Genomic DNA, 26600 nt, shown 5'->3' with positions numbered 1-26600 from the left:
GAGATCCGACATGCAAAAGATTCGTCGTGACGACGAGATCATCGTGATCGCCGGCAAAGACAAAGGTAAGCGCGGTAAGGTGCTTAAGGTTCTCGCTAATAACCGTCTGGTTATCGGTGGTCTGAACCTGGTCAAGCGTCATACCAAGCCTAACCCGATGTCGGGCGTGCAGGGCGGTATCGTCGAGAAAGAAGCTCCGCTGGACGCTTCTAACGTCGCCATCTTCAACGGCGAAACCAACAAGGCTGACCGCGTTGGTTTCAAAGTAGAAGACGGTAAGAAAATTCGTGTCTTCAAGTCGACCCAAAAAGCGGTTGATGCTTGAACACTGCTAGGTAGATTAGACCATGGCACGACTACAAGAGATTTACCGGAAGGAAATCGCCCCTAAGCTTAAGGAAGAACTTAAGCTTGGGAACGTGATGGAAGTTCCGCGCGTTACCAAAATCACCCTGAACATGGGTCTGGGCGAAGCGATCGGTGACAAAAAAGTCATCGAGCACGCTGTTGCTGACCTGGAAAAGATCACCGGCCAGAAAGTCGTTGTGACCTACGCTCGCAAATCCATCGCTGGCTTTAAAGTCCGTGAAGGTTGGCCGATCGGCGTCAAAGTGACTCTGCGCCGTGAGCGTATGTACGAATTCCTGGATCGTCTGCTGTCGATCTCCCTGCCTCGGGTTCGCGACTTCCGCGGCCTGAATGCCAAGTCCTTCGATGGTCGTGGTAACTACAGCATGGGCGTGAAAGAGCAGATCATCTTCCCGGAAATCGACTACGACAAGATCGATGCTCTCCGCGGTCTGGACATCACCCTGACCACCACTGCCAAGAACGATGATGAAGGTCGCGCCCTGTTGCGTGCTTTCAAATTCCCGTTCCGCAACTGATTGGAGTAGGACCATGGCCAAGATGAGCATGAAAAACCGCGAGCTGAAGCGTCAGCTCACGGTTGCCAAGTACGCCAAGAAGCGTGCAGCACTGAAAGCAATCATCGTTGATCTGAACGCAAGTCCAGAAGCGCGTTGGGAAGCTACAGTTGCCCTGCAGAAGCAGCCACGTGACGCAAGCGCTTCGCGCATGCGTAACCGCTGCCGCCTGACCGGTCGTCCACACGGCGTTTACCGCAAGTTCGGCCTCGGCCGTAACAAACTGCGTGAAGCGGCAATGCGTGGTGACGTACCAGGTCTGGTTAAAGCCAGCTGGTAAGTACTTTCAGCGTCCAGGTGGTCCGAATCGAAAGATACTGACCGCCGGTGACCCTGAATCTGGAACAAGCCCCTTTTGGGGCTTGTTTCATTTCCGGAGTGTGTCTAAAATACGCGGCTCGCCTGAGCCCGTGTTTTTTACCCGGAGATTCTCAGCGACATATGTAGCCGCAAGGCTAATTTTTTTGTATTAGGAGCGTCTAGCCCATGAGTATGCAGGACCCGTTAGCGGACATGCTAACTCGTATCCGTAATGCCCAGATGGCTGAAAAGTCCGTCGTAAGCATGCCATCTTCCAAGTTGAAGGTTGCTGTTGCCAAAGTCCTGAAAGACGAAGGCTACATTGCGGGTTATCAGATCAGCAGCGAAATCAAACCACTGCTGTCCATCGAGCTGAAGTACTTCGAAGGCCGTTCGGTCATCGAGGAAGTGAAGCGCGTTAGCCGTCCAGGCCTGCGTCAGTACAAGTCCGCTGAAGATCTGCCGAAAGTTCGTGGCGGTCTGGGCGTGTCTATCGTCTCCACCAACAAAGGTGTGATGACGGATCGTGCTGCGCGCGCTGCCGGTGTCGGCGGCGAAGTTCTTTGCACTGTGTTCTAAGGGGGGATAAGCATGTCTCGCGTCGCTAAGAACCCCGTTAAGCTGCCAGCCGGTGTCGAAGTCAAATTCGCAGGCCAACAGCTTTCGGTGAAGGGTGCCAAGGGCACTCTTGAACTGAATATCCATTCGTCCGTTGAGATCGTTGAAGAAGCTGGTGAGCTGCGTTTCGCTGCTCGCAATGGCGATCAACAAACTCGCGCAATGGCTGGTACCACGCGTGCGTTGGTAAACAACATGGTCCAAGGCGTAAGCCAAGGCTTCGAGCGTAAGCTCCAGCTGGTCGGTGTTGGTTACAAAGCGCAAGCAAAAGGCACGGTTTTGAACCTGGCCCTTGGCTTCTCGCACCCAGTGGATTACGAACTGCCGGAAGGCATCACCGCTGAGACTCCTAGCCAGACCGATATCCTGATCAAGGGCATCGATAAGCAACTGGTAGGTCAAGTGGCTGCTGAGATCCGCGACTTCCGTCCACCAGAGCCGTACAAAGGCAAAGGTGTGCGCTACGCGGACGAAGTCGTCCGTCGTAAAGAAGCCAAGAAGAAGTAGGGCATAGCAAATGACCGACAAAAAAGTTACTCGACTGCGTCGCGCTCGCAAAGCACGCCTGAAAATGCACGAACTCGAAGTCGTGCGTCTCTGCGTGTTCCGCTCGTCGCAGCACATCTACGCCCAGGTCATCTCGGCCGACGGCAACAAAGTCCTGGCCAGCGCCTCGACTTTGGATAAAGAACTGCGTGATGGTGCCACTGGCAACATCGACGCGGCCACAAAGGTTGGCCAGCTGGTCGCTACGCGTGCTAAGGCCGCTGGCGTCTCGCAAGTGGCTTTCGACCGCTCTGGCTTCAAGTACCACGGCCGCGTTAAAGCGCTGGCTGATGCTGCTCGTGAAGCTGGGCTGGAGTTCTAAGTTATGTCAAATAACGACCAAAAGCGCGACGAAGGCTACATTGAGAAGCTGGTTCAAGTTAACCGCGTAGCCAAAACCGTTAAAGGCGGCCGTATCTTCACTTTCACCGCGTTGACCGTGGTGGGTGATGGTAAAGGGCGTGTTGGCTTCGGCCGTGGCAAGTCACGTGAAGTGCCTGCTGCGATCCAGAAGGCAATGGAAGCTGCTCGTCGCAACATGATCCAAGTTGATCTGAATGGCACCACGCTGCAGTACGCAATGAAGTCCGCTCACGGCGCTTCGAAGGTGTACATGCAGCCTGCTTCTGAAGGTACCGGTATCATCGCTGGCGGCGCTATGCGTGCTGTCCTCGAGGTTGCTGGTGTTCAGAACGTTCTGGCCAAGTGCTATGGCTCGACTAACCCGGTAAACGTGGTTCACGCCACTTTCAAGGGTTTGAAAGCTATGCAATCTCCTGAATCCATTGCCGCCAAGCGTGGCAAAAGCGTCAAGGAGATCTTCTGATCATGGCTACCGTTAAAGTAACGCTGATCAAAAGCATGACCGGCCGCATCCCTAACCACAAATTGTGCGTTAAGGGTTTGGGTCTGCGTCGCATCGGTCACACTGTAGAAGTCCAGGATACTCCCGAGAATCGCGGGATGATCAACAAGGCTTACTACATGCTGCGTGTCGAGGGTTAATCGATGAAACTCAATGATCTGAGTCCAGCGCCGGGTTCCCGTCGCGAAAAGCATCGTCCGGGCCGTGGTATCGGTAGCGGTTTGGGTAAGACTGGTGGCCGCGGCCACAAAGGTCAAACCTCCCGCTCCGGTGGCACCATTGCTCCAGGCTTTGAAGGCGGTCAACAGCCGCTGCATCGTCGCCTGCCTAAGTTCGGCTTCGTTTCCCTGAAGGCCATGGACCGCGCAGAAGTGCGTCTGTCCGAGCTGGCTAAAGTGGAAGGCGACATCGTTACTGTGCAGACCCTGAAAGATGCCAACGTGATCAACGTCAACGTACAGCGTGTGAAAATCATGCTGTCCGGTGAAGTGACTCGCGCTGTCACTATCGGCAAGGGAATCGGCGCCACCAAAGGTGCGCGTTCGGCTATCGAAGCAGCTGGCGGCAAGTTCGAGGAATAAATGGCTAAGCAAGGTGCTCTCTCAGCGCTCGGCAAAGGCGGTATGTCTGAACTTTGGGCTCGTCTGCGTTTTCTGTTCCTGGCGATTATCGTCTACCGAATAGGCGCACACATCCCGGTTCCAGGTATCAACCCGGACCGACTCGCAGACCTGTTTCGACAGAATGAGGGGACCATTCTTAGCTTGTTCAACATGTTTTCTGGCGGTGCGCTGGAACGGATGAGCATTTTTGCACTGGGGATCATGCCGTACATCTCGGCATCGATCATCATGCAGCTGATGACCGCCGTCAGCCCGCAGCTGGAGCAGTTGAAGAAGGAAGGTGAAGCTGGCCGTCGCAAGATTAGCCAGTACACCCGCTACGGCACTGTCATCCTCGCCCTGGTTCAGGCTATCGGCATGTCCGTTGGCCTGGCGGGGCAGGGTGTTGCGTTCACTGGTGACTTTGGCTTCCATTTCGTCGCGGTATCCACGTTTGTGGCTGGTGCGATGTTCATGATGTGGCTGGGTGAGCAGATTACTGAGCGTGGTGTTGGTAACGGTATCTCGATGTTGATTTTCGCAGGTATCGTCGCCGGTCTTCCGAGAGCAATCGGGCAGTCTTTCGAGTCTGCACGTCAGGGTGATATCAATATCTTCGCCCTGGTTGCCATCGGTTTGCTGGCAGTAGCGATTATCGGTTTTGTGGTGTTCATTGAGCGTGGCCAGCGTCGTATTGCTGTTCACTACGCCAAGCGTCAGCAGGGCCGTAAGGTTTTTGCTGCGCAGACCAGCCACTTGCCGCTGAAAGTGAATATGGCCGGTGTTATTCCGGCAATTTTCGCGAGCAGCATTTTGCTGTTTCCGGCTTCGTTGGGTACCTGGTTTGGTCAGTCTGAAAATATGGGCTGGCTGCAGGACCTCTCTCAGTCGATCGCTCCTGGTCAGCCGTTGAATATTCTGCTGTTTAGTGCAGGGATTATTTTCTTCTGCTTCTTCTATACGGCGTTGATGTTCAATCCGAAAGACGTAGCGGAAAACCTGAAGAAGTCCGGTGCCTTTATTCCGGGTATTCGTCCAGGTGAGCAGTCGGCACGCTACATTGATGGCGTTCTGACTCGTTTGACCCTGTTCGGTGCTCTATATATGACGGCCGTGTGCTTGTTGCCCCAGTTCCTGGTGGTTGCAGCAAACGTTCCGTTCTACCTTGGCGGGACCTCGTTGCTGATCGTGGTCGTGGTTGTGATGGACTTCATGTCCCAAGTACAATCGCACCTCGTTTCGCACCAGTACGAATCCCTGATGAAGAAAGCCAACCTGAAGGGTTACGGCAGCGGCATGTTGCGCTGAGTACCCATAAGGTTCGAGGAGTTGGTGATGAAAGTTCGTGCATCGGTGAAAAAGCTGTGCCGTAACTGCAAGATTATTCGCCGCGAAGGTGTTGTTCGAGTAATTTGCAGCGCGGAACCGCGTCACAAACAGCGCCAAGGCTGAGTGTGATCCGCTTGAAGCCCGGCAGCTAGTGCGCTGCCGGGTTGATTATTTGTTATTACAGCGATATTATCTCGCGCCCTATTTCTTGGCTTCCGGGGCGTAGGTAGCTGTCAATTGGAGTCCCACTGAATGGCCCGTATTGCAGGCGTTAACATTCCAGATAACAAGCACACTGTTATCTCGCTGACCTACATCTATGGTGTTGGTCGCACTACTGCGCAGAAAATTTGCGCAGTTGCTGGGGTAAACCCAGCCGCTAAGATCAAGGATCTGAGCGACGAGCAGATTGAATTGCTGCGTGGCGAAGTGGCGAAGTTCACCACTGAAGGTGACCTGCGTCGCGAAATCAACATGAAAATCAAGCGTTTGATGGACCTCGGTTGCTATCGCGGTCTGCGTCATCGTCGTGGTCTTCCAGTACGCGGTCAGCGTACCAAGACTAACGCGCGTACCCGTAAAGGTCCGCGTAAGCCGATCCGCAAGTAATCGCCCCAGCGAATCGACAGGAAAATTATCATGGCAAAACCTGCTGCTCGTCCTCGTAAAAAAGTTAAAAAGACAGTGGTTGATGGCATCGCCCACATCCATGCATCTTTTAACAACACCATCGTGACCATCACCGACCGTCAAGGTAACGCGCTTTCTTGGGCTACCTCCGGTGGTTCGGGTTTCCGCGGTTCCCGCAAGTCCACCCCGTTTGCTGCTCAAGTAGCTGCTGAACGTGCTGGTCAAGCTGCGCTGGAATATGGCCTGAAAAACCTCGACGTTAACGTCAAAGGTCCAGGTCCAGGTCGTGAGTCTGCTGTCCGTGCTTTGAACGGCTGTGGCTATAAGATCGCCAGCATCACCGACGTGACGCCAATCCCGCACAACGGGTGCCGTCCGCCGAAGAAGCGCCGCGTGTAATCCAGGAGATTGTAAAGAATGGCTCGTTACATTGGTCCAAAATGCAAACTCGCTCGTCGCGAAGGCACCGATCTCTTCCTGAAGAGCGGCGTGCGCGCGATCGAATCGAAGTGCAACATTGAAGCAGCACCTGGTATCCACGGCCAACGCCGCGGTCGCCAGTCCGATTACGGCACCCAACTGCGTGAAAAGCAGAAGGTCCGCCGTATCTACGGCGTTCTCGAGCGTCAGTTCAGCGGCTACTACAAAGAAGCGGCTGGCAAGAAAGGTGCAACCGGTGAAAACCTGCTGCAACTGCTCGAATGCCGTCTGGACAACGTTGTATACCGTATGGGCTTTGGTTCGACTCGTGCCGAATCCCGTCAGCTGGTATCGCACAAGTCGATCAGCGTTAACGGTCAGACCGTAAACGTTCCGTCCTACCAGGTTCGTGCTGGTGACGTGGTCGCAGTTCGCGAGAAAGCAAAAAACCAACTTCGCATTGTCCAAGCTCTCGATCTGTGTGCCCAACGTGGCCGCGTAGAATGGGTAGAAGTAGACACTGAGAAGAAGTCGGGCGTTTTCAAGAACGTTCCTGCTCGCAGTGATCTGTCCGCCGACATCAACGAAAGCCTGATTGTCGAGCTCTACTCCAAGTAAGGGCTAGAAAATAGGTGCATCCATGCAGATTTCGGTAAATGAGTTCCTGACACCCCGCCACATTGATGTGCAGGTTGTCAGTCCAACCCGCGCCAAGATCACTCTCGAGCCTCTCGAGCGTGGTTTTGGCCACACCCTGGGCAACGCGCTGCGCCGCATCCTGTTGTCCTCAATGCCCGGCTGTGCAGTAGTCGAGGCCGAGATTGACGGTGTGCTCCACGAGTACAGCGCCATCGAAGGTGTACAGGAAGACGTAATTGAAATCCTGTTGAACCTTAAAGGTCTGGCTATCAAGCTGCACGGCCGTGACGAAGTTACGCTGACCTTGTCGAAGAAGGGTTCGGGGGTGGTTACCGCTGCCGATATTCAGCTGGATCATGATGTCGAGATCGTTAACCCCGATCACGTAATCGCTAACCTGGCGTCTAACGGCGCCCTGAACATGAAGCTCACCGTAGCTCGTGGTCGTGGTTATGAACCGGCCGACTCGCGTCAGAGCGATGAAGACGAAAGCCGCAGCATTGGTCGCTTGCAGCTTGACTCTTCGTTCAGCCCGGTTCGCCGTATCGCATACGTGGTGGAAAACGCCCGTGTCGAGCAGCGTACTAACCTGGACAAGCTGGTTATTGATCTGGAAACCAACGGTACTCTGGATCCTGAAGAGGCTATCCGCCGCGCTGCAACCATTCTGCAACAGCAGTTGGCTGCGTTCGTCGACCTCAAAGGTGACAGCGAACCAGTGGTAATCGAGCAGGAAGACGAGATCGATCCGATCCTGCTTCGCCCGGTTGACGATCTGGAACTGACTGTACGTTCGGCTAACTGCCTTAAGGCGGAAAACATTTACTACATCGGCGACCTGATTCAGCGTACCGAAGTAGAACTGTTGAAGACTCCGAACCTGGGCAAGAAATCCTTGACTGAAATCAAGGACGTTCTGGCCTCCCGCGGTCTGTCCCTCGGCATGCGCCTCGACAACTGGCCGCCTGCAAGTCTTAAGAAGGACGACAAGGCGACTGCCTGATCGTCGTAATCACCGAACGTGAGTTTGGTAAGGAATGAACCATGCGTCATCGTAAAAGTGGTCGTCACCTGAGCCGTACCAGCTCGCACCGCAAGGCCATGTTTCAAAACATGGCGGTGTCGCTGTTCGAGCACGAGCTGATCAAAACTACACTGCCGAAAGCTAAAGAACTGCGTCGCGTTGCTGAGCCGCTGATCACTTTGGCCAAGACAGACAGCCTGGCTAACCGCCGTCTGGCTTTCGACCGTACTCGTTCGAAAGCTATCGTTGGTAAGCTCTTCAACGACCTGGGCAAGCGTTACGCTACCCGTGAGGGTGGCTACCTGCGCATCCTCAAGTGCGGTTTCCGCGCTGGCGACAACGCGCCTATGGCGTACGTCGAGTTGGTTGATCGTGCTACTGCCGGCGAAGCTGTAAGCGCCGAGTAAGACGACAAGCTGTAACGAAGAACCGGGCCTAGTGCCCGGTTTTTTGTGCGCGTAACAAAAGCGCGATTTGTACAAGCTTCCTCAGATAGCGCTCAGCACTATGTGCGCGGGGGTATTGTTAGTTATTTTCTATTGAAGCTTACAAATTAATGAATTTGTAGGTGTCATGTTGATGGTCAATACTCCCTCCAAGCCGATTAGCCGGCAGTTCCAAGTCCGACCTGAGGAAAATTGAGCATGAGCCAGAATAAAATCCTTACCACCGCCAGCGGCGCTCCCGTTGCGGATAACCAGAATTCCCGTTCAGCCGGCCCGCGCGGCCCGCTGCTTCTTGACGATTTTCACCTGATCGAGAAACTTGCCCATTTCAACCGTGAAAACATCCCTGAGCGTCGCGTACACGCCAAGGGGTCGGGTGCCTACGGGACCTTCACGGTCACCCGGGACATCACCCAGTACACCAGCGCCAAATTGTTCGAATCCGTTGGTAAGAAAACTCCAACGTTCCTGCGTTTCTCCACTGTGGGGGGGGAGCGTGGGTCGGCGGACACAGAGCGCGACCCTCGTGGTTTCGCCTTGAAGTTCTACACCGAAGAAGGTAATTGGGACATCGTGGGTAACAACACACCGGTGTTCTTCATACGCGATCCGCTGAAATTCCCAGATTTCATCCACACTCAGAAGCGGTTGCCGCAAAGCAACCTGAAAAGCGCGCAAATGATGTGGGACTTCTGGTCGCACTCTCCAGAGGCGCTGCACCAGGTCACCATTCTGTTTTCGGACCGTGGTATTCCCGATGGCTACCGTCATATGCACGGCTTTGGCAGCCACACCTACAGCTTGATTAACGCCAGCGGCGAGCGGCACTGGGTGAAGTGGCACTACAAAACCAAGCAAGGCATCAAGAACCTGGCACCGGCTGAAGCGGCCCGTCTGGCCGGTACTGATCCTGATTACGCCCAGCGGGATCTGTTTGGTGCGATCGAGCGCGGTGACTTCCCGAAATGGCGGGTCTGTATCCAGATCATGACCGAGGCCCAGGCGAACGCCCATTACGAGAATCCGTTTGATGTGACCAAAACCTGGTCGCAGAAAGAATTCCCGTTGATTGAAGTGGGTGAGCTGGAACTTAACCGCAACCCGCAGAACTACTTCGCTGAAGTAGAGCAGGCTGCATTTGGCCCAAGCAACATGGTTCCAGGCGTTGGCCTGTCGCCAGACCGTATGCTCCAAGGTCGGGTTTTCGCTTACGCAGATGCTCACCGCTACCGTGTGGGTACCAACCACCAGCAATTGCCGGTGAATGCTCCGCGTAGCCCGGTCAACAGCTACCAGCGTGATGGTTCGATGGCGTTTGGCAGCAATGGTGGGGCCACACCGAACTACGAACCGAACAGCTACGCCGAAGCACCCAAGCAAGCGCCTCAGTACGCCGAGCCAGCGTTGGCTTTGAACGGTGCAGCTGATCGTTACGATCACCGTGAAGACACCGACTACTACAGCCACGCCGGTGCGCTTTTCCGCCTGATGAGCGATGAGCAGAAGACATTGCTCACCAGCAACATCGCGGGGGCAATGGGCGGGGTTTCCAGTGATGTGGTCCAGCGTCAATTGCAGCACTTCTACAAGGCAGATCCTGCTTATGGAGAAGCAATCGCAAAGGCACTGGGTGTATCGCTTAACTGACTCTAAACGATAAGCAGAACCGCCCTCATTTGGGCGGTTTTTGCGTTATTTCAGCTACTTTTCTCTGGAAATCTTCACTTTTCTGCCGTTAGTCCCGTGACCTCCGAGTCAGCATGGTTCAAACTACAGACTTTCAAGCAGGGAGATGTAGGGCGATGCAAGGTCACCCCGACGTAATCGATTACCTCAACACGTTGCTGACGGGCGAACTGGCAGCTCGTGATCAATATTTCATCCACTCGCGCATGTACGAAGACTGGGGTTTTACCGAACTCTACGAGCGTATCAACCACGAAATGGAAGAAGAGGCACAGCACGCCGATGCACTGATGCGTCGTATCCTGATGCTCGAAGGCACGCCACGTATGCGTCCCGACGATCTGGATGTGGGCACCAGCGTACCTGACATGCTTGCAGCGGATCTTCGTCTTGAATACAAAGTGCGTGCCGCTCTCTGCAAGGGCATCGAGCTCTGCGAACAGCACAGCGACTTCGTCACGCGGGAAATCCTACGCGTGCAGTTGAACGATACCGAAGAAGATCACACCTACTGGCTGGAAAAGCAGTTGGGCTTGATCAAGCTGATTGGCCTGGAAAACTACCTGCAATCGCAGTTCTGATTTCCTACAAAAAAGCCCCTGTCACTTCAGCAGTGACAGGGGCTTTTTATTGAGCCTGATAAATCAGGCCCGGTCGCGCGCCAGCAATGGTTTCAAGTAGTAACCCGTATGCGATTGTGGCATCTCGGAGACCTGCTCCGGCGTACCTACCGCAATGATCTGGCCACCCTTGGATCCGCCTTCCGGTCCTAGATCCACCAGCCAGTCGGCCGTCTTGATCACATCCAGGTTGTGCTCGATCACCACCACGGTGTTGCCGTGATCACGCAAGCGGTGCAACACATCCAGCAATTGCTGAATATCCGCAAAGTGCAGGCCGGTTGTCGGCTCATCCAGGATATACAAGGTCTTGCCCGTATCGCGTTTGGACAGCTCGCGAGACAGCTTCACCCGCTGCGCTTCACCACCGGACAGCGTGGTCGCCGACTGCCCCAGCTTGATATAGGACAGACCCACATCCATCAGCGTCTGCAGCTTGCGCGCAAGCGCCGGAACCGCATCAAAGAACACCCGCGCTTCCTCGATGGTCATCTCCAGGGTCTCGTGGATGCTCTTGCCCTTGTACTTGATTTCCAGGGTTTCGCGGTTATAACGCTTGCTCTTGCACACATCGCACGGCACGTAGATGTCCGGGAGGAAGTGCATCTCCACCTTGATCAGGCCATCGCCCTGGCACGCTTCACAGCGACCACCCTTGACGTTGAACGAGAAGCGGCCTGGCCCGTAGCCCCGTGAACGGGATTCCGGCACGCCAGCAAACAGCTCACGAATAGGCGTGAACAACCCGGTGTAGGTCGCGGGGTTGGAGCGCGGTGTGCGGCCAATCGGGCTTTGGTCGATATCGACCACCTTGTCCAGGTGTTCCAGACCCTTGATGCTGTCGTGCGCGGCGGCTTCCAGGGTGGTAGCGCCGTTCAAGGCGGTGGCACTCAAGGGGAACAGCGTGTTGTTGATCAGCGTCGACTTACCTGAGCCGGAAACACCGGTCACGCAGGTCAGCAGGCCCAGTGGTATTTCCAGGTCAACATTGCGCAAGTTGTTGCCGCGCGCGCCCTTGAGGTGCAACGCCATCTTCTTGTTGCGCGGTGTACGCTTGGCTGGCACTGCGATCTTCACACGGCCGGACAGGTACTTGCCGGTCAACGAGTCGGGATGTGCCATTACCTCGGCAGGCGTGCCCTCGGCGACAATATGTCCTCCATGTACGCCGGCGCCTGGGCCAATATCGACCACGTAGTCCGCCAGGCGAATCGCATCTTCATCGTGCTCGACCACGATCACCGTATTGCCGATATCCCGCAGGTGTTTCAGCGTGCCCAGCAGGCGATCGTTGTCCCGCTGGTGCAAACCAATCGAAGGCTCATCGAGGATGTACAACACCCCCACCAGGCCGGCACCAATCTGGCTGGCCAGGCGAATTCGCTGCGCTTCACCGCCGGACAACGTATCTGCGCTGCGATCCAGCGACAGATAGTCCAGGCCAACGTTAACCAGGAACTGCAGGCGCTCGCGGATCTCCTTGAGGATCTTGTCGGCAATTTCCCCACGGCGCCCGGTGAGCTTTAGCACACCAAAGTATTCACAGGCATCGCCGATCGGCAGATTGGTCACCGCCGGCAGCGTTTTCTCACCCACCCATACATGCCGCGCCTCACGACGCAGGCGAGTGCCCCGGCAATCCGGGCAAGGTTGGGTGCTGAGGAATTTCGCCAGCTCTTCGCGCACACTCGCCGATTCAGTCTCGCGGTAGCGGCGTTCCAGGTTGGGGACAATGCCTTCGAACGGATGTGAGCGCTTGACGATGTCGCCACGGTCGTTCAGGTACTTGAAGTCGACGTTCTGCGAGCCGCTGCCATTGAGGATGACTTTCTGCTGGTCTGCCGGCAGTTGGTTGAAAGGTACTTCAAGGCTGAACTTGTAATGGGACGCCAACGACCCGAGCATCTGGAAGTAGTAGACGTTACGCCTGTCCCAGCCGCGTATCGCGCCCTCCGCCAATGTCAGGTCGCCGTTGACCAGGCGCTTGATGTCGAAGAATTGCTTCACGCCCAGGCCATCGCAGGTCGGGCAGGCCCCGGCCGGGTTGTTGAAGGAGAACAGCTTGGGCTCCAGCTCGCTGATGGCGTGGCCACAGATCGGGCAGGCAAAGCGCGCGGAGAAGATGATCTCTTCACCCGGCTCATCATCCATCGGTGCCACCAGGGCAATGCCATCCGCCAGCTTCAACGCGGTCTCGAACGATTCGGCCAGACGCTGCTGCAGGTCGGCCCGCACCTTGAAGCGATCGACCACGACATCAATCGAGTGCTTCTTCTGCTTGTCGAGTTTCGGCGCTTCGTCCAGCTCATAGAGCTTGCCGTTGATACGCGCACGTACGAAACCTTGAGCACGCAGCTCTTCGAATACAGAGAGGTGTTCGCCCTTGCGCTCGCGAATCACCGGTGCCAGCAGCATCAGCTTGGCACCTTCCGGTTGGGCCAGCACCAGGTCGACCATCTGGCTGACGGTCTGGGCTTCCAGCGGAATGTCGTGGTCCGGGCAACGGGGGATACCCACCCGCGCGTAGAGCAGGCGCAGGTAGTCGTAGATTTCGGTGATGGTGCCCACGGTGGAGCGTGGGTTATGGGACGTCGATTTCTGCTCGATGGAAATCGCCGGCGACAGGCCTTCGATGGTGTCGACGTCCGGCTTTTCCATCATCGACAGGAACTGACGGGCATAGGCCGACAGCGATTCCACATAGCGCCGCTGACCTTCGGCATACAGCGTGTCGAACGCCAGGGACGATTTGCCGGAGCCGGACAAGCCGGTGATGACGATCAGTTTGTCCCGGGGCAGGGTCAGGTCGATGTTCTTCAGGTTGTGGGTTCTAGCCCCACGAATCAGGATCTTGTCCAAGATGGCCTCGCACGGCGGGCGTAAATAATGCAGGAGTATACGGCTAAAGACTGGATGAATATACACTGTCAAAGTGCCGGGTGCAGCCTTACATGAAAGCTGCGCGGCAAAGCGCCGCATATACCCTCTCAATCGATGGGACTGGTAGAATCGCCGCCGGTTCACACGAGGTTTTTCCATGCACGATCCCCACAGCGAACGCATGAGTAGCGGCGAGACCCGAGCAGCAAGCGGTCTGGCCCTGGTGTTCGCGTTCCGTATGCTTGGCATGTTCATGGTGTTGCCGGTACTGGCGACCTATGGAATGGATCTGGCAGGCGCGACCCCCGCACTGATCGGCCTGGCGATTGGCGCCTATGGCCTGACCCAGGCGATTTTTCAGATTCCGTTCGGAATCATTTCCGACCGGATTGGCCGGCGCCCGGTGATTTACCTCGGGCTGATTGTCTTCGCCCTCGGCAGCGTGCTCGCGGCACAATCCGATTCGATCTGGGGCGTGATCGCCGGACGCATCCTGCAAGGTGCCGGGGCGATTTCCGCTGCCGTCATGGCGCTGCTGTCCGACCTGACCCGTGAGCAACACCGCACCAAGGCCATGGCCATGATCGGCATGACCATCGGTCTGTCGTTCGCCGTGGCCATGGTCGTGGGCCCATTGCTGACGCGTGCCTTTGGCTTGCACGGCCTGTTCCTTGCCACCGGCGGCATGGCGTTGTTCGGGATCGTGATCGTGGCCTTCATGGTGCCGCGCTCCACTGGCACGTTGCAGCACCGTGAGTCGGGCGTCGCACGCAAGGCCCTGTTGCCGACGCTCAAGCACCCGGATCTGTTGCGCCTGGATTTAGGTATCTTCGTCTTACACGCAATGCTGATGTGCAGCTTCGTCGCCTTGCCCCTGGCGCTGGTGGAAAAAGCCGGGCTGCCCAAGGAACAGCACTGGTGGGTCTACCTCACCGCACTGCTGATTTCGTTCTTCGCCATGATCCCGTTCATCATCTATGGCGAGAAGAAACGCAAAATGAAACGAGTTTTGCTCGGTGCCGTCGCGACATTAATGCTCACTGAACTATTCTTCTGGCAGTTCGGCGACAGCCTACGGGCGCTGGTTATTGGCACGGTGGTGTTCTTCACCGCGTTCAACCTGCTGGAGGCTTCATTGCCTTCGCTGATCAGTAAAGTTTCACCGGCCGGCGGCAAAGGCACGGCGATGGGGGTGTATTCCACCAGCCAGTTCCTTGGCTCGGCGCTGGGCGGCATCATGGGCGGCTGGATGTTCCAGCATGGCGGTTTGTCGGTTGTGTTCCTCGGATGCGCCGGGCTGGCTGCACTTTGGTTGGCCTTTGCTGTTACCATGCGCGAACCTCCCTACGTCACAAGCCTGCGTTTGCCGCTATCGCCTGAGGCGATCCGTGAAAGCGGTCTGGTAGAGCGCCTGAGGGCAGTCGTAGGGGTAACAGATGCAGTCGTGGTCGCTGAAGAGGCGGCCATTTACATCAAATTGGACACCGAATTATTGGATCGCGCGACGCTCGAGCAACTGGTCAACCCAGTGCCGACAGCGCGCCCAGCATAGGAGAACGTTATGGCCCGTGGGGTTAACAAAGTCATATTGGTCGGTACATGCGGCCAGGATCCCGAAGTTCGCTACTTGCCTAACGGTAACGCCGTGACCAACCTGAGTCTGGCGACCAGCGAACAATGGACCGACAAGCAGACCGGCCAGAAGGTCGAGAAAACCGAATGGCACCGTGTGTCGATGTTCGGCAAGGTCGCAGAGATCGCCGGTGAATACCTGCGCAAAGGTTCGCAGGTCTACATCGAAGGCAAGCTGCAAACCCGCGAGTGGGAAAAAGACGGCATCAAGCGTTACACCACTGAAATCGTGGTCGACATGCAAGGCACCATGCAACTGCTGGGCGGCCGTCCACAGGGCGACCAACAAGGCCAGGGCGGTATGTCCAACTCGGCACCGCGTCCACAGCAGACGCGTCCGCAGCCAAGCCAGCAGCCACAGCGTGAGTCGCGTCCAGCACCGCAACAGGCCGCTCCGCAACCGGCTCCGGATTTCGACAGCTTTGATGACGATATTCCGTTCTAGGATATCGCTCGGCGCAATCCGTATAGCTTTCCCAAAAAGCCCCGTGAGCCCTGCTCTCGGGGCTTTTTTGTAATTTCGTGATGCATGAAGCTGCACCCGCAACGGATTAAATGACGGGATGGAACGATCGCCGGCCCTGGCATTTGTCTCCGGGGGCCACTCGATTTAGGCTGTAACCCACTTCCACAGAACAAGGAGAGCCGCGATGACCTGGTCTGCCAAGCAATACACGATGTTTGAACAACAACGCACTCGTCCGGTCCGTGACCTGGTCGCGGCCATTCCGAATACCGTGGTGCACACAGCGGTGGACCTGGGTTGCGGCCCCGGCAACTCCACCCAGGTATTGGCCGAGCGTTTCCCGCAGGCGCAGGTGACGGGCCTGGACAGTTCCGCCGACATGCTGGTCGACGCCCGCAAGCGCCTGCCCGCGCTGAACTTTGAGCTGGCGGACATCGGTGCCTGGAGTCCGCCGCAGACATTCGACGTGATCCTCGCCAACGCCTCGCTGCAATGGCTGCCAAACCACGCCACGCTCTATCCGCATCTGGTCGACCAGTTGGCGCCTGGCGGCACGCTCGGCGTACAAACCCCAGACAACCTCAATGAACCCGCCCACCGGCTGGCACGCGAAGTGGCGGCAGATGGCCCATGGGCGGCAAAGATCGGCGCGTTCCAACACAATGAGCGCCACTCGGTGAGCTACTACTACGAGTTGCTGAGCCAACACTGCAGTACCGTGGATGTGTGGCGCACCACGTACCAGCACCCGCTGGCGGATCATGCCGCTGTGGTGGAGTGGTTCAAGGGCTCGGGCTTGCGACCCTTTCTCGCGCCACTGACCGATAGCGAAAAAGCCGCTTTCCTACAGGAATACCAGGCGCGGATTACACAGGCTTATCCAGCACTAGGCGATGGCACCGTATTACTGCCCTTCCCGCGCCTGTTTATCATCGCGACCCGCTGACGGCACAGAAGCAAGCAGCGCTTACGCCGCTGCTGCCTGCGCCTTCAAATACTCATCCGCTGACACTACGCCCGCGTAGCCAAATGCCAACGACGCCATATACGCGCCATGCACCTGCGCCGCCGGAATCACCTGCCCATTGAACTCCAGATCGCGGGTGGCACATGCGTCATGAATCACCGTGACCTTGTAGCCCAGGTCCGCTGCGGCCCGCACCACCGCATCGATGCACATATGGCTCATGCTGCCGACCACCACCAGTTCGGTGATGCTGCGCTGTTCCAGAAGGGCGCGTAGAGGGGTTTCGCGGAACGCATTCACGAAATGTTTAAGCACCACCGGCTCGCTGCCCTCGTTCAGCACCTTGGGGTGCAAATAGGCACCCTCAGAGTTCGGCGTGAAAAACGGTGCATCCTCGGACGTGAACTCATGGCGCACATGAATCACTGCATCCCCGTTCTGGCGAAACGCCTGGAGCACCTGCGCAGCCTTGTCCGCGGCGGCGTCCACGCCATCGAGCGGCCACTTGCCTTGAGGGAAGTAGTCGTTCTGGATATCGATTAGGATGAGCGCTTGCTTGGCCATGGGTATTGCCTCGTGATGGGTTGATGGGGCCAGTATGTTAGCTGGCGCCGGAGCGGGGGATTGGCTGCACCGACAATAACAGGGGGAAAACTGACAATGGCGGTTGTTGAGCTGGGCGTGTTGATCTACCAGGGGGCGCAGTTGGCAGCGGTGCATGGGCTGACCGATCTGTTCGGTGTCGCCAACCGGATCGCCGCCGAGCATCAATCCGCACAGCTGCCGTTGCTGCGGGTGAGCCACTGGCAGGTAGATGGCCATGGCACACCCACGCGGGTATTCGACAGCTACCCAGGGCCTGAGCAACCGATGATGGCGGTGCTGGTGCCGCCTTCAATCGGCGAGTTCACCGAAGACCAGGCGCCGCCCGCACTGCTCGAGTGGATTCGCCAGCAACACGCAGCAGGCACCGTGCTCGGCGGCGTGTGCATCGGCTCGATCCTGCTGGCGCGCAGCGGTCTGTTGGACGGGCGCAGCGCCACCACGCATTGGTCCTCAGCCAAATCCTTCGCGACCCGTTATCCGGCTGTACGCCTTGAGGCGGATAAACCGATCGTCGATGACGGCGACCTGATCACCACCGCCGGGCTGATGGCCTGGTCCGAGCTGGGCCTGCGCCTGGTCGACCGCCTGATGGGCCCCAGCGTCGCCGCCGCTACCGCGCGTTTCCTGGTGATTGAGCACAGCGACAGTGCCAGCCAGTGCGGCAGCAACTTTGCGCCGATCCTCAGCCATGGCGATGCGGCCATCCTCAAGGTCCAGCATTGGTTGCAAGCCAGTGGCGCGGTGGATGTGTCCGTGGCCGCCATGGCGCAAGAGGCGGGGTTGGAAGAGCGCACCTTCCTACGGCGTTTTCGCAGTGCCACGGGATTGAAACCCACCGAATACTGCCAGCATTTACGTGTCGGCAAGGCGCGGCAAATGCTGGAGTTCACCACCGCCACCATCGACCACATCGCCTGGACCGTGGGGTATCAGGACCCTGGTGCGTTTCGCGCCACCTTCAAGAAGATCACCGGTTTGGCACCCAGTGATTACCGCAGCCGTTTTGGCGTGTGAATCGTGCAGAACGCCCCACGGTCAAGGGGGTGTCGTGCAGAATAGTACAGGCCAACTGCTATCGCTTTTTGCGCAAGCGATTGATTTCAAAGCCATCACTTTTGAACCTGCCTTGGCCTGATCCCTGCAACCTTCCACCCACACACATGGCGGGATGGCCAAGGGGGATGCATGACCCCGACTCAACGCAAGAAATGGGTAGTCGCTCACTCCACGCGAGAGGGCGCTCCCCGGCATGAAGTCGAAACCAACCGAGCCCTTGCGCGCTGGCTGGCGCAAATCCTTGGGCTCAAGTACGGCGGTGATTACGATCCACGCAAACACGCCGGCCGTGAACGCTACCTGCTTCCCACGCAAACACTGATTGGCCCTGCACAGGCGCGGGCCCTTGATATCAAGGGGCCCGAAGACCTGTGGGGCGGTTATGTGGAGCATGATTTCATCGGCACCAAAGCCATCAGTCACGGCCTGCTGGGGCCGGACGCCGCGGCCCCCGAAGGCTGGTCGCCGTTGTTCTGCGAGCGCGTGCGCGACGTTGTGCTGGACGGCCTGAGCGTATTTGCGCTCAACGATGCACGGGAAGCCGCCAAATGCTTGCTCTACAGCGGGCCGATCCGCCTGAAACCGGTGCATGCCTGCGCCGGGCGCGGCCAGGAAGTTATCCACAGCCTGGATGAGTTCGAGGCCGTGCTGGCGCGCCCCGAAGCGGCCCGGATGTTCAGCGAAGGCGTCGTGCTGGAACAAGACCTGCACGATGTGGTCACCCATAGTGTGGGCCAGAGTTTTATCGGCGATCACGTCATCAGCTACTGCGGCGAGCAATACCTGACCCAGGACGGACAGGGCGAGGAGGTCTACGGTGGCTCCAACCTGCTGGTGGTGCCTGGCGGTTATGACGATTTGCTCAAGCTCGAGCTGCCCGGCGACGTGCGCCAAGCCATCGAGCAAGCCCAGGTCTTCGACGCGGCCGCCGATGAGGCTTACCCGGGTTTCTACGCGTCCCGACGCAACTACGATATCGCCCAGGGCCTGGACAGCGACGGCCAGCGGCGCAGTGGTGTGCTTGAACAATCCTGGCGCATGGGGGGCGCCAGCAGCGCGGAAGTCGCGGCGTTGCAGAGCTTTATCAACCACCCGGGCCTCAAGGCCATTCAGGTGTCTTCGGTAGAAACCTACGTGGACCAGGCGCTGCCCGCGGATGCTATCGAGGTGTACCGAGGCCCGGCGGAAAACAGCGACTTTCTTCTCAAGTACGTGACGGTTAAATCTTATGACGGCTAGAAGCGAAAGCATTGCGATCGACATCGACGACGAACAGATGAGCGGCACGTTCCTCAGCCCCAAATCGAAGGTGCCGGGGGTGTTATTCGTGCACGGCTGGGGCGGTAGCCAGGAGCGGGACCTGGAGCGCGCCAAAGGTATCGCCGGGCTGGGATGCGTGTGCCTGACGTTCGATCTGCGTGGCCACGCGGGCACAGGTATCCCGTTGTCCCGCGTCACCCGGGAAGACAACCTGCGCGATCTGCTGGCGGCCTACGACCGACTGCTCTCGCACCCGGCCATCGACACCTCGGCGGTGGCGGTGGTGGGCACCAGCTATGGCGGCTACCTGGCGGCGATTCTCACCTCATTGCGCCCGGTGCGCTGGCTGGCGCTGCGCGTGCCTGCGTTGTACCGCGACCAGGAATGGCTCAAGCCCAAGCGTGACCTCGATAAGGCCGACCTGATGGATTACCGCAGCACCCTGGTGCACGCCGAAACCAACCGCGCACTGCAGGCCTGCGCGCAATTTACCGGTGATGTGCTGATTGTCGAATCGGAAACCGATGACCATGTGCCCCACGCCACCATCATGAGCTACCGCGCGGCGTGCCAGCACACGCACTCCCTGACGCACCGCATCATCGATGGTGCCGACCACTCCCTGAGCGATCCAGTGTCACAACAGGCCTACACCTCGATCCTGGTGGACTGGATCACCGAGATGGTAGTGGGGGAACGGTTGAGCATCATCCAGTCCCAGTAACGCGATCATGCTGGTGTTTTCTTCACCCGTAGTGCCTTGGCTTTGGCCTCGACACCGAGGTACATCACCAGGGCGATCAGTAGCGGCAGGATAAAGTAAATGGCCCGATAGGCGATCAGCCCGGCCAGCAAACTGCCGCGCGACGCTTCATGTTGCAGCAGTGCGATAAACACCGCTTCCAGCACCCCGAGCCCGGCGGGGATATGGGTGATGACACCGGCGATCGCGCTGATCAGCAGCACGCCCAACACCAGCGGGTAGTCCAGCTTGGCGGGCAACAAGGTGAAAATCACCGCGGCCATCAGCGACCAGTTCAACGCGCCCAATGCCAACTGCAGGCACGCCATGCGCAGCGACGGCAGGTTGATCTCGATGCCGCGAATCGACCATGCACGCTTTGTCGAGAATTGGCACGCCGCCAGATAGCCCAGGCTCGCCAGCACCAACAGCACACCCACGCCCTGCAGGGCGCCGCTGCTGAGCTTCCAGCCCGGCGGCATGGTCACCAGGCCGCTGCTGAACACCACCCCGGCCAATGCCATATAACCGAACCAATTGGTGGCCAGGCTCAGCCCGAGAATCTTGGCGATATTGCCAGTGCTCACCCCCAGCCGCGAATACAGCCGATAGCGCATGGCGATTCCGCCGACCCAGGCACTCAGGTTCAGATTGAACGCATAGCTGATGATTCCGACCGGCAGGATTTGCTTCCAGCGCAGCGGTTGGCGAATGTAGGTGCGGCCGATCAAGTCGAAGCAGGCGTAGACGATAAAGCTGCATAACGTCAGCGTGCCCGCGATCAGCAGGGTGCGCAGCTTGAAATCGCCCAGGGTGTGGAACACTTCGCTCCAGTCGATACGCCTTGCGAGCAGAGTGAACAGCACGATCAGCAACAGGAAGAACGCCACGGTCAGCGGTTTCTTCCAGCGCTTTAAGCGTGAACCGTTGGCTTCAGATGTCATGGGTTCGAGCCTCGAAGGGTTTCAACCGTGGCTTGTGCGCCGGGAACCAGCCGGTCAGCGCGGGGAAGTGGCGCATCACATGGAACACCAGGAAACCGACGGTCAGTCGCCATAGCCACAGGCGCGGCTTGCGGTTTTCCGGCATGGTCTGGCAATGCTCCTTGGCGAGTACGTCCAGGCGTTTGTACAGTTGCTGATTGAACGCCCGGTCACGAATCAGCACGTTGGCCTCCAGGTTCAGCGACAGGCTTAACGGGTCGAGGTTGCTCGAACCCACGGTGCTCCACTCGTCATCCACCAGCGCGACTTTGCCGTGCAGCGGGCGCTGGCAATATTCATGAATCACCACGCCATCCTTGAGCAGGTAGTCGTAGAGCATGCGCGCGGCCAGCTTGGCCAGCAGCACATCGGGCTGGCCCTGCATGATCAATTGCACCTTCACGCCACGGCGCGCCGCATTGCGGATCTCACGCAGCAGGCGGTAACCGGGGAAGAAATAGGCATTGGCAATCACCGCGCGTTCCCGGGCTTTGCTCAAGGCATGGATGTAGGCCTCTTCAATGTCGTCGCGGTGCTGCAGGTTGTCGCGGTAAATCAAGCGCACCAGGCCCTTGCCTGTATCGGTCGGCCAAGGCGATGGCCGTTGCTGGCGCCGTCGCCAACCGCGCCGCGTACGCACCTGGCGGCCGCTTTGGGCGAGGGCGAAATGATGCAGGTCGGCCACCGCCGGGCCTATCACCTGCACCGCGTAATCCTGCTTGGCCTCGGGGCCGAAATCCCCCAGGTGATCGGCAGAAAAATTGATCCCGCCGATAAACGCCACGGTGGCATCCACCACCACGATCTTGCGGTGCAGGCGGCGAAACCAGTTGGTGCGAATACCCAGGGTCTTGGACGCCGGGTCAAACATCTGCACGGCCACCCCGGCCTGGGCCAATTCGCCGAGAAAAGCGCGGCTCAGTTCGCCGCAGCCAAAGCCATCCAGGCTGACCACCACCTTGACTCCACGCTGCGCTGCGTCGATCAAGATGCGTTGCAGCTCATGGCCGACCTTGTCTTCGAAGAGGATAAAGGTCTCCAGCAGGATCTCCCGCTGCGCCCCGCGCAAGGCGTCGAATACTTTGGGAAAGTACGCCTCGCCGTTCTCCAGCAACTCGAGCCGGTTGTCAGGCTGCCAGCCGTAATCGAGGTCGCGAGCCTTGGCTTCATCCGGCGGCTGGTCGGTAGAAATGTGCTCAACGGCAATGTTCATAGTTCAATCTCCACCGACAGGGGCACGTGGTCTGACAGATGGGACCAGGGGCGGGTGGTCAGCACCTTGGGGTGATGAATCTTTAGATTGCGCACATAGATGCGGTCCAGTGCCAGCAGCGGCAGGCGTGCCGGAAAGGTGCGTGCGGGTTTACCGTGGGCCTGCATGAAGACTTCCTGCAGGCCGCTTTGGCTGAGGTCGGCGCGTTGGCGCCAGTCATTGAAATCGCCGGCAACCACCAACGGCGCATCCGCCGGGATCTCGCTGATACGCTGCTCCAGCAAGCGCAATTGCTGCTGGCGATGCACCTCGCGCAAGCCCAGGTGGATGCAGATCGCATGCACTTCCTGTCCGGTGCCAGGCAAGCGCAGCACGCAATGCAACAGGCCACGGTTTTCATGGCCGCTTTGGGAGATGTCGAGGTTGTCGTAACTCACGATCTGGAATTTCGACAGCAACGCATTGCCGTGGTCGCCATGGGGGTAGACCGCGTTGCGCCCGTAGGCGAACTGCGGCCAGATGCTGTCGGCGAGGAACTCGTACTGCGGCATGTTCGGCCAGTCGCTGTAGCGCTGGGGATGGCGCTCGTGGGTGCCGTGGATTTCCTGCAGGAACACCATATCAGCGCCCACACTGCGTACCGCTTCACGCAGCTCGGGCAGGATGAAGCGTCGGTTCAAGGCGGTGAAGCCCTTGTGGATATTGACCGTCAGCACCGTGAAGCGAGTGATGGCGACGGTGGGCGTAATGGGGACCCATTCCGGATGCGTCATGGCAACACCCCCGGTTCAGGCAACTTGCCGGGCTCGGTGGAAAGCTGCCTGTCCAGCCCGAAACGCTGCAGCAAGTGGCGTGCATCGAAGGGCGCACGCACTTTGATGTCATTGTCGAAAAAGCAAAACACATCCCGCTGTTTGCGGGCGCGCGGTTTGTGCTGCGGGGCGGCCAGGTGCGCATCGGCCGGTTGCTTGCCGTGGGCCCAACGTTCGATGCGATCGCCCCAGCGCTTGAGGGCTTCATCGGTATAACCGCTGGCGTACAGCTGCTTGTCGCCGTGCAAACGCAAGTACATGAAGTTGGCGGTAACATCTTCGAGATACGGCCACTTGCCGGCGGTGTCTGCCACCACCAACGCCACGCCGTGCTTATCCAGCATCTGCACAAACTCCGGCACCGCAAAACTGTTATGACGAATCTCCACCGCGTGGCGCAGGGCGCGCTTGCCGTGGGCCTGCAGGCTGGCCTTGCCGTTCAGGCGCGGCTCATGCTGGTGGGCGAGGGTGGCGGCCTGCCGGGTGTCGGTGGGCAATTCGGCGAGGAAGGCTTCGAACAGCAGCGGATCGAATTTAAAGCTGGGCGGAAACTGCCACAGGATCGGGCCGAGTTTGTCTTTCAGCTCCAGCACTCCGGAGGCGAAGAAGTTCGCCATCGGCTTGTGCACATCCTGCAGGCGCAGGATATGCGTGATGTAGCGCGGTGCCTTGACACTGAACATGAAGTCTTCAGGCGTCTGGGCATACCACTCGGCGTAACGCTTGGGAGTTTGCAGCGCGTAGAACGAACCGTTGATCTCGATGCTGTTGACGGCCCGTGACGCAAACTGCAGCTCGCGTTTCTGGGTCAGCCCCTCGGGGTAGAAATCCCCCCGCCAAGGCGTGTAGCGCCAGCCGGAAATGCCGATATGAATCGCCGCCATGGTTACTCCCGTCGATGTGGGTCGATTGACCTCCGTTTTGGGATGACCGTGCAATTTGCGCGAAAGTTTCCACCGTCCTACAGACGGTGCAGGTTCAAAACTGTGCCGAAGGCCACCACGCCTCACCCCGGCATTCAGGCCGCATTTGATAGTTGCCCAAGCGGCAAAGATGCTGAAACAGGGGAACGATCAGTGCTCAAATTCGTCAGTTCCTTACAGACCCTTCTGAAGGAGCCCGGTGTTTTGCTGAATCTAAAGACTGCATTACTGCTCGGCGCGCTGCTGTTCTGCGGCAGCGGCGCACTGTACGCCGCTGCCACCGCGCCGGAAGCCGAAGCACCGGCCAAACCGGAGTTGCTGGTAGAGGGCGGATTGCTCGGTGCCATCAGTTCCAGCATCGATGATGTGCAGAACAAGCTCGACCTCAATCAGAACCTTGTTGATGCCTGGCGCTTGCGCGCGGACCGCGCGGCAGATGAGGTCGGCCGGTTGGTTGACCAGACGTCGGAGCGTTCGCCGTGGAGCGTGGCCGGCGACTTCCTGCTGCTGTCCGGGGTGTGGGTCGGTGCCTTCGTTGGGTTGACGCTGCTGGGGCGGTTTATCGTGCTGCGCCTGAGTCGTCGTCCTTTCATCGAACGGCGGGGGCGCCTGCAAGGCGTGCTGGGTTATGTGGTGCCCTACACGATCCCGGCGCTGATCTGCCTGCCGCTGACGCTCTACGTCAGTCACTTCCTGCCCACGTCCATAGGTCGCGCACTGGCGCTGTGCTTTGCCTATGCGACCAGCAGCGGCATCTTCTCCACGTCGATGCTGCTGTGCGTGATTGTGATGTTCAACGTCGGCCATAAGCGGCCGGCGGTGCAGATCATTCGCGACTACTGCCCCAAGCCGCTGTTCCTGATCGGCTTCCTCGCCGCCCTCAGCGACGCCCTGACCAGTCCGCAGATCGCCCGCCAGCTCGGGGGCAATATCACCAGCAGTATCGCGGTGTTTACCGGCCTGTTCGCGGCGGTGATCTTTGGCGTGCTGGTGGTGCGCCTGCGCCGCCCGGTGGCCCACCTGATCCGTAATCGACCGCTGGCCCAGCGCCTGAAACACCCGGCGTTGCAGCAGTCACTGCGGATATTTTCCGGCCTTTGGTACTGGCCGATCCTGTTGATGGTGCTGGTCTCGGCGATCAACCTGATCGGCGCCGGCGACGACAACCAGAAAGCCCTGCGCTGCGCGCTGTTCACCACGATTCTGTTGATCGGCACGGTATTCCTGAGCACGGTGCTGCAACACCTGTTCAAGTCCCGCAGCCAGGTGGCTATCCAGCGCAGCAGTGCCTACAAGGAGCGTTTTCTCAGCCTGTTGCACGCGATCCTGCGCATTGTCATGGCCATCGCCTTTATCGAAATACTCGGGCGGATCTGGGGCGTGTCGCTGTTCGAATTCGCCCAGCGCAACTCGGTGGGACGCGCGATCAGCGATTCCCTCAGCAGCATCGGCCTGATCCTGCTGATGACCTGGTTGTTCTGGGTGGTGCTCGACACGGCGATCCAGGAAGCGCTGAAACCGCCGGTGAACAAACGCTCCAATCGCCAGCCCAGCACAAGGGTGAAGACCATCCTGCCGCTGCTGCGCAATGCGGTGAAAATCATCCTGGTGGTGATCTGCGCAATCACCACCATGGCCAACCTGGGCATCAACGTCGCGCCGTTGCTGGCGGGGGCCGGTGTGGTCGGCCTGGCGATTGGTTTCGGCTCCCAGCAATTGGTGCAGGACGTGATTACCGGCCTGTTCATCATCATCGAAGACACCTTGTCCATCGGCGACTGGGTGGTGCTTGATTCCGGCCACGCCGGCACCGTCGAAGGCCTGACCATCCGTACCCTGCGCCTGCGCGACGGCAAGGGCTTTGTGCATTCGGTGCCGTTCGGGCAGATCAAGGCGGTCACCAACCAGTCGCGGCAATTTGCCTATGCGTTCTTCTCGGTGCAGTTCACCTACGACACCGATGTGGACAAGGCCGTGGAACTGATCCGCGAGGCCGGGCAGTCGATCCGCGACGATGTGTTCCTCAAGTACAACCTGCAAGGGCCGCTGGAGGTGTTTGGCGTCGACAAGATGGACCTTAATGGCGTGGTGCTCACGGCGCAGTTCCGTACCGTGTCGGGTGGGCAATATGCGGTGAGCCGTGCGTTCAACCAGCGTTTGAAAAAGCTTGTGGATAACTGTGATGAGGTGCACTTCGCGCAGACTTATCCACAGCAGGTTTTGTTGCCCAAGCGTACACCCCAGGTGGATGAGCCGGATGAAGAGGTGCCGGCGTCGGTGGTGTTGACGGAGCAGCCGCGTACTCAATAATCCTCCACCCCGTAGCAGCTGCCGAGCGCCAGCGAGGCTGCGTCAGGCGCGCTGCCGATTCAGAATCGAGTCGCGGCCGACGCAGCCTCGCCGGGGCCC

31 protein-coding genes are annotated in these 26600 nt (G+C 58.5%); 25 read left to right on the top strand and 6 right to left on the bottom strand.

What is annotated here, in order from left to right:
- Positions 1 to 10 precede the first annotated feature (10 nt).
- The 18 genes from rplX (at position 11) to bfr (ending at position 10612) form a co-directional block, all read left to right on the top strand.
- On the top strand, positions 11 to 325 hold the full coding sequence (gene rplX, locus V3W40_RS22200; protein ID WP_003176416.1) for a 50S ribosomal protein L24: 315 nt from the start codon (positions 11 to 13) through the stop codon (positions 323 to 325).
- Between the two features lie 22 nt (positions 326 to 347).
- Positions 348 to 887: a 50S ribosomal protein L5 gene (gene rplE / locus V3W40_RS22195; protein ID WP_003194642.1), complete on the top strand. Its 540-nt coding sequence runs from the start codon at positions 348 to 350 to the stop codon at positions 885 to 887.
- Positions 888 to 900: 13 nt separating this feature from the next.
- On the top strand, positions 901 to 1206 hold the full coding sequence (rpsN, locus tag V3W40_RS22190; RefSeq protein WP_003176414.1) for a 30S ribosomal protein S14: 306 nt from the start codon (positions 901 to 903) through the stop codon (positions 1204 to 1206).
- A gap of 206 nt (positions 1207 to 1412) precedes the next feature.
- The gene (gene rpsH, locus V3W40_RS22185) at positions 1413 to 1805 is read left to right on the top strand and encodes a 30S ribosomal protein S8 (protein ID WP_003176413.1); all 393 of its coding nucleotides are present in this window, start codon (positions 1413 to 1415) and stop codon (positions 1803 to 1805) included.
- 12 nt (positions 1806 to 1817) lie between these two features.
- Positions 1818 to 2351, top strand: a complete 534-nt coding sequence (rplF, locus tag V3W40_RS22180; RefSeq protein WP_003176412.1) for a 50S ribosomal protein L6 — start codon at positions 1818 to 1820, stop codon at positions 2349 to 2351.
- 10 nt (positions 2352 to 2361) lie between these two features.
- The gene (rplR, locus tag V3W40_RS22175) at positions 2362 to 2712 is read left to right on the top strand and encodes a 50S ribosomal protein L18 (RefSeq protein ID WP_003186037.1); all 351 of its coding nucleotides are present in this window, start codon (positions 2362 to 2364) and stop codon (positions 2710 to 2712) included.
- A 3-nt stretch (positions 2713 to 2715) separates the two neighbouring features.
- Complete coding sequence (gene rpsE, locus V3W40_RS22170; RefSeq protein ID WP_003186035.1) at positions 2716 to 3216, top strand: 30S ribosomal protein S5; 501 nt, start codon at positions 2716 to 2718, stop codon at positions 3214 to 3216.
- A gap of 2 nt (positions 3217 to 3218) precedes the next feature.
- Positions 3219 to 3395, top strand: coding sequence for a 50S ribosomal protein L30 (gene rpmD / locus V3W40_RS22165; RefSeq protein WP_003176408.1), 177 nt, complete (start codon positions 3219 to 3221; stop codon positions 3393 to 3395).
- 3 nt (positions 3396 to 3398) lie between these two features.
- Entirely contained in the window at positions 3399 to 3836 is a 438-nt protein-coding gene (gene rplO, locus V3W40_RS22160; protein WP_003176407.1) for a 50S ribosomal protein L15, read from the top strand.
- The gene (gene secY, locus V3W40_RS22155) at positions 3837 to 5165 is read left to right on the top strand and encodes a preprotein translocase subunit SecY (RefSeq protein WP_003176406.1); all 1329 of its coding nucleotides are present in this window, start codon (positions 3837 to 3839) and stop codon (positions 5163 to 5165) included.
- A gap of 27 nt (positions 5166 to 5192) precedes the next feature.
- Positions 5193 to 5309, top strand: a complete 117-nt coding sequence (rpmJ, locus tag V3W40_RS22150) for a 50S ribosomal protein L36 (RefSeq protein ID WP_002555468.1) — start codon at positions 5193 to 5195, stop codon at positions 5307 to 5309.
- A gap of 129 nt (positions 5310 to 5438) precedes the next feature.
- Positions 5439 to 5795: a 30S ribosomal protein S13 gene (gene rpsM, locus V3W40_RS22145; RefSeq protein WP_024077676.1), complete on the top strand. Its 357-nt coding sequence runs from the start codon at positions 5439 to 5441 to the stop codon at positions 5793 to 5795.
- Positions 5796 to 5825: 30 nt separating this feature from the next.
- Positions 5826 to 6215, top strand: coding sequence for a 30S ribosomal protein S11 (gene rpsK / locus V3W40_RS22140; protein WP_002555466.1), 390 nt, complete (start codon positions 5826 to 5828; stop codon positions 6213 to 6215).
- A gap of 18 nt (positions 6216 to 6233) precedes the next feature.
- Positions 6234 to 6854 carry a 30S ribosomal protein S4 gene (gene rpsD, locus V3W40_RS22135; RefSeq protein WP_003176404.1) on the top strand — a complete coding sequence of 207 codons (621 nt, stop codon included), beginning with the start codon at positions 6234 to 6236 and terminating at the stop codon, positions 6852 to 6854.
- Positions 6855 to 6876: 22 nt separating this feature from the next.
- Entirely contained in the window at positions 6877 to 7878 is a 1002-nt protein-coding gene (locus V3W40_RS22130) for a DNA-directed RNA polymerase subunit alpha (RefSeq protein WP_003176403.1), read from the top strand.
- A gap of 41 nt (positions 7879 to 7919) precedes the next feature.
- Positions 7920 to 8306 (top strand): 50S ribosomal protein L17, encoded by a 387-nt coding sequence (gene rplQ / locus V3W40_RS22125; protein WP_003176402.1) that lies wholly within the window; start codon positions 7920 to 7922, stop codon positions 8304 to 8306.
- A 237-nt stretch (positions 8307 to 8543) separates the two neighbouring features.
- A complete protein-coding gene (locus V3W40_RS22120; RefSeq protein WP_330215653.1) occupies positions 8544 to 9992 on the top strand; it encodes a catalase in 1449 nt (482 codons plus the stop codon).
- 155 nt (positions 9993 to 10147) lie between these two features.
- Positions 10148 to 10612, top strand: a complete 465-nt coding sequence (bfr, locus tag V3W40_RS22115) for a bacterioferritin (RefSeq protein ID WP_017525959.1) — start codon at positions 10148 to 10150, stop codon at positions 10610 to 10612.
- Between the two features lie 63 nt (positions 10613 to 10675).
- On the opposite strand, the gene uvrA is transcribed toward bfr, so the two are convergent.
- Complete coding sequence (uvrA, locus tag V3W40_RS22110; RefSeq protein ID WP_065925355.1) at positions 10676 to 13510, bottom strand: excinuclease ABC subunit UvrA; 2835 nt, start codon at positions 13508 to 13510, stop codon at positions 10676 to 10678.
- A 178-nt stretch (positions 13511 to 13688) separates the two neighbouring features.
- On the opposite strand from uvrA, the gene V3W40_RS22105 reads away from it, so the two are divergent.
- The 3 genes from V3W40_RS22105 (at position 13689) to tam (ending at position 16575) form a co-directional block, all read left to right on the top strand.
- Positions 13689 to 15083, top strand: a complete 1395-nt coding sequence (locus tag V3W40_RS22105; RefSeq protein WP_330215652.1) for an MFS transporter — start codon at positions 13689 to 13691, stop codon at positions 15081 to 15083.
- Positions 15084 to 15092: 9 nt separating this feature from the next.
- Complete coding sequence (locus V3W40_RS22100; protein WP_065925356.1) at positions 15093 to 15608, top strand: single-stranded DNA-binding protein; 516 nt, start codon at positions 15093 to 15095, stop codon at positions 15606 to 15608.
- 205 nt (positions 15609 to 15813) lie between these two features.
- Positions 15814 to 16575, top strand: a complete 762-nt coding sequence (gene tam / locus V3W40_RS22095) for a trans-aconitate 2-methyltransferase (protein WP_330215651.1) — start codon at positions 15814 to 15816, stop codon at positions 16573 to 16575.
- Positions 16576 to 16596: 21 nt separating this feature from the next.
- Here the strand turns inward: tam and V3W40_RS22090 are convergent, their stop codons facing one another.
- Positions 16597 to 17160: a cysteine hydrolase family protein gene (locus V3W40_RS22090; protein WP_065925358.1), complete on the bottom strand. Its 564-nt coding sequence runs from the start codon at positions 17158 to 17160 to the stop codon at positions 16597 to 16599.
- Between the two features lie 96 nt (positions 17161 to 17256).
- On the opposite strand from V3W40_RS22090, the gene V3W40_RS22085 reads away from it, so the two are divergent.
- The 3 genes from V3W40_RS22085 to V3W40_RS22075 all read left to right on the top strand — a co-directional run bounded on the left by V3W40_RS22085 (position 17257) and on the right by V3W40_RS22075 (position 20242).
- Positions 17257 to 18216 carry a GlxA family transcriptional regulator gene (locus tag V3W40_RS22085; RefSeq protein ID WP_330215650.1) on the top strand — a complete coding sequence of 320 codons (960 nt, stop codon included), beginning with the start codon at positions 17257 to 17259 and terminating at the stop codon, positions 18214 to 18216.
- A 171-nt stretch (positions 18217 to 18387) separates the two neighbouring features.
- Positions 18388 to 19497, top strand: a complete 1110-nt coding sequence (locus V3W40_RS22080) for a DUF3182 family protein (RefSeq protein WP_330215649.1) — start codon at positions 18388 to 18390, stop codon at positions 19495 to 19497.
- Positions 19487 to 20242 (top strand): alpha/beta hydrolase family protein, encoded by a 756-nt coding sequence (locus tag V3W40_RS22075; RefSeq protein ID WP_027605173.1) that lies wholly within the window; start codon positions 19487 to 19489, stop codon positions 20240 to 20242. The genes V3W40_RS22080 and V3W40_RS22075 overlap by 11 nt, the downstream gene beginning before the upstream one ends.
- A gap of 5 nt (positions 20243 to 20247) precedes the next feature.
- Here V3W40_RS22075 and V3W40_RS22070 read toward each other — a convergent pair whose 3' ends face one another.
- The 4 genes from V3W40_RS22070 to V3W40_RS22055 are packed head-to-tail and all read right to left on the bottom strand — an operon-like array spanning position 20248 to position 24152.
- The gene (locus V3W40_RS22070; RefSeq protein WP_065925125.1) at positions 20248 to 21204 is read right to left on the bottom strand and encodes a lysylphosphatidylglycerol synthase domain-containing protein; all 957 of its coding nucleotides are present in this window, start codon (positions 21202 to 21204) and stop codon (positions 20248 to 20250) included.
- Entirely contained in the window at positions 21194 to 22456 is a 1263-nt protein-coding gene (clsB, locus tag V3W40_RS22065) for a cardiolipin synthase ClsB (RefSeq protein WP_330215648.1), read from the bottom strand. The genes V3W40_RS22070 and clsB overlap by 11 nt, the downstream gene beginning before the upstream one ends.
- A complete protein-coding gene (locus V3W40_RS22060; RefSeq protein WP_065925127.1) occupies positions 22453 to 23229 on the bottom strand; it encodes an endonuclease/exonuclease/phosphatase family protein in 777 nt (258 codons plus the stop codon). Before V3W40_RS22060 ends, clsB begins: the two co-directional genes overlap by 4 nt.
- Positions 23226 to 24152, bottom strand: a complete 927-nt coding sequence (locus V3W40_RS22055) for a DUF72 domain-containing protein (protein ID WP_065925128.1) — start codon at positions 24150 to 24152, stop codon at positions 23226 to 23228. The genes V3W40_RS22060 and V3W40_RS22055 overlap by 4 nt, the downstream gene beginning before the upstream one ends.
- Positions 24153 to 24395: 243 nt before the next feature.
- Here V3W40_RS22055 and V3W40_RS22050 point away from each other — a divergent pair, with 243 nt between their 5' ends.
- Complete coding sequence (locus V3W40_RS22050) at positions 24396 to 26501, top strand: mechanosensitive ion channel family protein (RefSeq protein WP_065925129.1); 2106 nt, start codon at positions 24396 to 24398, stop codon at positions 26499 to 26501.
- Positions 26502 to 26600 lie beyond the last annotated feature (99 nt).

It is taken from the genome of Pseudomonas sp. AM8 (assembly GCF_036346475.1).
Taxonomy (GTDB): Bacteria; Pseudomonadota; Gammaproteobacteria; order Pseudomonadales; family Pseudomonadaceae; genus Aquipseudomonas; species Aquipseudomonas marginalis.
This window is presented reverse-complemented; position numbering and strand designations above follow the sequence as displayed.

Bases quoted from the DNA above. Each gene is read 5' to 3' on its own strand.
- rplX (WP_003176416.1), top strand. From the start codon at position 11: ATGCAAAAGATTCGTCGTGACGACGAGATCATCGTGATCGCCGGCAAA.
- rplE (WP_003194642.1), top strand. From the start codon at position 348: ATGGCACGACTACAAGAGATTTACCGGAAGGAAATCGCCCCTAAGCTT.
- rpsN (WP_003176414.1), top strand. From the start codon at position 901: ATGGCCAAGATGAGCATGAAAAACCGCGAGCTGAAGCGTCAGCTCACG.
- rpsH (WP_003176413.1), top strand. From the start codon at position 1,413: ATGAGTATGCAGGACCCGTTAGCGGACATGCTAACTCGTATCCGTAAT.
- rplF (WP_003176412.1), top strand. From the start codon at position 1,818: ATGTCTCGCGTCGCTAAGAACCCCGTTAAGCTGCCAGCCGGTGTCGAA.
- rplR (WP_003186037.1), top strand. From the start codon at position 2,362: ATGACCGACAAAAAAGTTACTCGACTGCGTCGCGCTCGCAAAGCACGC.
- rpsE (WP_003186035.1), top strand. From the start codon at position 2,716: ATGTCAAATAACGACCAAAAGCGCGACGAAGGCTACATTGAGAAGCTG.
- rpmD (WP_003176408.1), top strand. From the start codon at position 3,219: ATGGCTACCGTTAAAGTAACGCTGATCAAAAGCATGACCGGCCGCATC.
- rplO (WP_003176407.1), top strand. From the start codon at position 3,399: ATGAAACTCAATGATCTGAGTCCAGCGCCGGGTTCCCGTCGCGAAAAG.
- secY (WP_003176406.1), top strand. From the start codon at position 3,837: ATGGCTAAGCAAGGTGCTCTCTCAGCGCTCGGCAAAGGCGGTATGTCT.
- rpmJ (WP_002555468.1), top strand. From the start codon at position 5,193: ATGAAAGTTCGTGCATCGGTGAAAAAGCTGTGCCGTAACTGCAAGATT.
- rpsM (WP_024077676.1), top strand. From the start codon at position 5,439: ATGGCCCGTATTGCAGGCGTTAACATTCCAGATAACAAGCACACTGTT.
- rpsK (WP_002555466.1), top strand. From the start codon at position 5,826: ATGGCAAAACCTGCTGCTCGTCCTCGTAAAAAAGTTAAAAAGACAGTG.
- rpsD (WP_003176404.1), top strand. From the start codon at position 6,234: ATGGCTCGTTACATTGGTCCAAAATGCAAACTCGCTCGTCGCGAAGGC.
- V3W40_RS22130 (WP_003176403.1), top strand. From the start codon at position 6,877: ATGCAGATTTCGGTAAATGAGTTCCTGACACCCCGCCACATTGATGTG.
- rplQ (WP_003176402.1), top strand. From the start codon at position 7,920: ATGCGTCATCGTAAAAGTGGTCGTCACCTGAGCCGTACCAGCTCGCAC.
- V3W40_RS22120 (WP_330215653.1), top strand. From the start codon at position 8,544: ATGAGCCAGAATAAAATCCTTACCACCGCCAGCGGCGCTCCCGTTGCG.
- bfr (WP_017525959.1), top strand. From the start codon at position 10,148: ATGCAAGGTCACCCCGACGTAATCGATTACCTCAACACGTTGCTGACG.
- V3W40_RS22105 (WP_330215652.1), top strand. From the start codon at position 13,689: ATGCACGATCCCCACAGCGAACGCATGAGTAGCGGCGAGACCCGAGCA.
- V3W40_RS22100 (WP_065925356.1), top strand. From the start codon at position 15,093: ATGGCCCGTGGGGTTAACAAAGTCATATTGGTCGGTACATGCGGCCAG.
- tam (WP_330215651.1), top strand. From the start codon at position 15,814: ATGACCTGGTCTGCCAAGCAATACACGATGTTTGAACAACAACGCACT.
- V3W40_RS22090 (WP_065925358.1), bottom strand. From the start codon at position 17,160: ATGGCCAAGCAAGCGCTCATCCTAATCGATATCCAGAACGACTACTTC.
- V3W40_RS22085 (WP_330215650.1), top strand. From the start codon at position 17,257: ATGGCGGTTGTTGAGCTGGGCGTGTTGATCTACCAGGGGGCGCAGTTG.
- V3W40_RS22080 (WP_330215649.1), top strand. From the start codon at position 18,388: ATGACCCCGACTCAACGCAAGAAATGGGTAGTCGCTCACTCCACGCGA.
- V3W40_RS22075 (WP_027605173.1), top strand. From the start codon at position 19,487: ATGACGGCTAGAAGCGAAAGCATTGCGATCGACATCGACGACGAACAG.
- V3W40_RS22070 (WP_065925125.1), bottom strand. From the start codon at position 21,204: ATGACATCTGAAGCCAACGGTTCACGCTTAAAGCGCTGGAAGAAACCG.
- clsB (WP_330215648.1), bottom strand. From the start codon at position 22,456: ATGAACATTGCCGTTGAGCACATTTCTACCGACCAGCCGCCGGATGAA.
- V3W40_RS22060 (WP_065925127.1), bottom strand. From the start codon at position 23,229: ATGACGCATCCGGAATGGGTCCCCATTACGCCCACCGTCGCCATCACT.
- V3W40_RS22055 (WP_065925128.1), bottom strand. From the start codon at position 24,152: ATGGCGGCGATTCATATCGGCATTTCCGGCTGGCGCTACACGCCTTGG.